Below are 2,207 nucleotides of genomic sequence, written 5' to 3'. Positions count from 1 at the left end.
GCGGCCACGGCCGTCAGCGGCTTGGTGTGCGGCGGCACCGGCGGCGCGTCGAACGCCGTGCGCTCGACGTCGAGCCGGGACGTCAGGCCGACGAGAGCCTGCGCGGTGGGGCGCTCGGCCGGGTTGCGGGACATCGCGGCGCGGATGAGCGGCAGGAGCGCCGCGGGCACGCCGTCGAGGTCGGGCCGGCCCTCCATGATCTTGTAGAAGATCGACTCGAAGGTGCCGGCGCCGAAGGGCGCGCGGCCGGTGGCGGCGAACGCGATGGTGCTGGCCCAGGAGTGGATGTCGGCCGGCGCCGCGGCGTCCTCCCCCTCGATGATCTCCGGCGCGAGGTAGCCGGGGGTGCCGATGACCAGGCCGGTCGCGGTGAGCCGCGTGGCGTCGACGCCCTGCGCGATGCCGAAGTCGATGCCGACCGGCTCGCCGATCTCGGCGAACATGACGTTGCCGGGCTTGAGGTCGCGGTGGATGATCCCGGCGCCGTGGATCGCGGCGAGCGCGTCGGCCAGGCCGGTGGACAGCCGCCGCAGCTCGCGCACCCCCAGCGGGCCGCGGTCGCGCACGGTCTGCTCCAGCGTCCGCCCCGGGACGTACTGGGTGACGACGTAAGGCGGCTCGGCCGTCACGTCCGCGTCGACGATCTCGGCGACGTGCGCGCTGCGCACCCGCCGCATCGAGTCCACCTCGCGCGCCAACCGGCGCAGCGCGGTCTGGTCGGAGGCGACCCCTGGACGCAGCACCTTCACGGCGACCCGCCGCCCCTGGGCGTCGGTCGCCAGATGCACGACGCCCATCCCGCCTTCCCCGATCTTCTCGAGCAAGCGGTAACGGCCGATCATCTGCCCGGACGTGTCTACCCCCTCCATAGTTCCGCCACGATACCCGTGCAAGTGCGGTCAAGCAGGAGCCAATCAGGACATCCCAGCGAATGCGCGGCTCGGTTCTCCCACCGTAAGGCGAGCGGCCAGCCACGCCGCCGAAGGCCGCGCGGCCGGGTCGCGCCGCAGGGCGAGCCGCAGCAGCGACAGGACCGGCTCGGGCGCACCGTCGAGGTCGGCCGCGCCGCGCAGCACGCGGAAGCACACGCCGTGCAGCGACCCGGCGCCGAAGGGCGGCCGGCCCGTCGCGGCGAAGGCGACCGTGGCCGCCCACGAGAAGACGTCGGAGGCCTCGCTCGACCGCCCGCCGTCGATGAGCTCCGGACCGACATAGCCGGGCGTACCGGTCAACACGCCCGCCTGGGTGTGCTGCGCCGCGCTCGCCTCCTGCGCGATGCCGAAGTCGATGATCTTCGGTGCGCCCGCCGCCACCATGACGTTGCCCGGCTTGAGGTCGCGGTGCAGCACCCCCGCGCCGTGGATCGCCGCGAGGCCCTGCGCGAGCCGCCCGGCGAACCCGGCCAGCATCTCCCCCCGCATCGGGCCGAACCTGGCCACCAGGTCGCGCAGTGGCACACCCGCGACGAACTCGGTCACGATGAACGGCCGCTCCCCCTCCAGGCAGGCGTCGAACACCTCGGCGACGTACGGGCTGCGCACCCGCGCCATCGTCTGTGCCTCGCGGGCCAGCCGGCGACGGATCGCCGGGTCCCAGGCCAGGTCCCCCCGTGGTTCCTTGACCGCGACCACGCGTCGATAAGGGTCCATCGCGCGATGCACGACGGACGTGGCGCCCTCCCCGACCGGCTCCAGCAGGTCGTAGGAGCCCAGATGCCGAACCCCTATGACGTTCATGACCGGTTCGACGTGAGATCACGCCCGCGGGTTCCGAGTAATGTCGGGACATGGACGATCTGCCTCCGCGGCTCCGCGCGGTATGCGACCTTCTCATGCCCTGGGTACGCGAAGGGGCAGGCCGGCACGAGTACGACGGCCGGCTGCCCGACTACTCCGCCGCCGGGGTGACGGACGCCCTGAGCCGGATCGGTGCCGGCGACCCCCTCGACGACCCGCATGACGAGGCACACCTGCGGGCGTTCGAGGAGTTCCTGCGGGTCTCCTACGGCGAGCTGGAGATGCACCGCCGCAACCCGCTCGACCATCTCGACGCCCTCGACCTGGCCTGTTACGACCGGGAGTACGCCCCGGCCGCCGAGCGCGAGGCGGCCCTGTCACGGCACCTGGCGGGCTGGCCGGAGGCGGCCGACATCGCCGTCCGCACGCTCGACCGCGTCCCGGCGCCGGTCGCCCGGGCGCTGCTGGGTC

2 protein-coding genes and 1 pseudogene are annotated in these 2,207 nt (G+C 73.5%); 1 reads left to right on the top strand and 2 read right to left on the bottom strand.

The window, feature by feature from the left end:
• Both ACFFNX_RS48200 and ACFFNX_RS48195 read right to left on the bottom strand, forming a co-directional pair.
• On the bottom strand, positions 1 to 869 hold an 869-nt coding region (locus tag ACFFNX_RS48200; protein WP_378213152.1), incomplete at its 3' end, for a serine/threonine-protein kinase.
• 45 nt (positions 870 to 914) lie between these two features.
• Complete coding sequence (locus tag ACFFNX_RS48195) at positions 915 to 1,736, bottom strand: serine/threonine-protein kinase (protein ID WP_378213150.1); 822 nt, start codon at positions 1,734 to 1,736, stop codon at positions 915 to 917.
• A gap of 50 nt (positions 1,737 to 1,786) precedes the next feature.
• Between ACFFNX_RS48195 and ACFFNX_RS48190 the strand changes: the two are divergent.
• Positions 1,787 to 2,207 (top strand): annotated as a pseudogene (locus ACFFNX_RS48190) (DUF885 family protein); the annotation flags it as partial.

The sequence above is a fragment of the Actinoallomurus acaciae genome (assembly GCF_042429965.1).
GTDB classification, from domain to species: domain Bacteria; phylum Actinomycetota; class Actinomycetes; order Streptosporangiales; family Streptosporangiaceae; genus Actinoallomurus; species Actinoallomurus acaciae.
The sequence above is the reverse complement of the archived record's forward strand: the minus strand, read 5'-3'. Positions and strand labels throughout refer to the sequence as shown.

Coding starts and splice junctions, on each gene's coding strand:
- ACFFNX_RS48195 (WP_378213150.1), bottom strand. CDS start 1,736: ATGAACGTCATAGGGGTTCGGCATCTGGGCTCCTACGACCTGCTGGAG.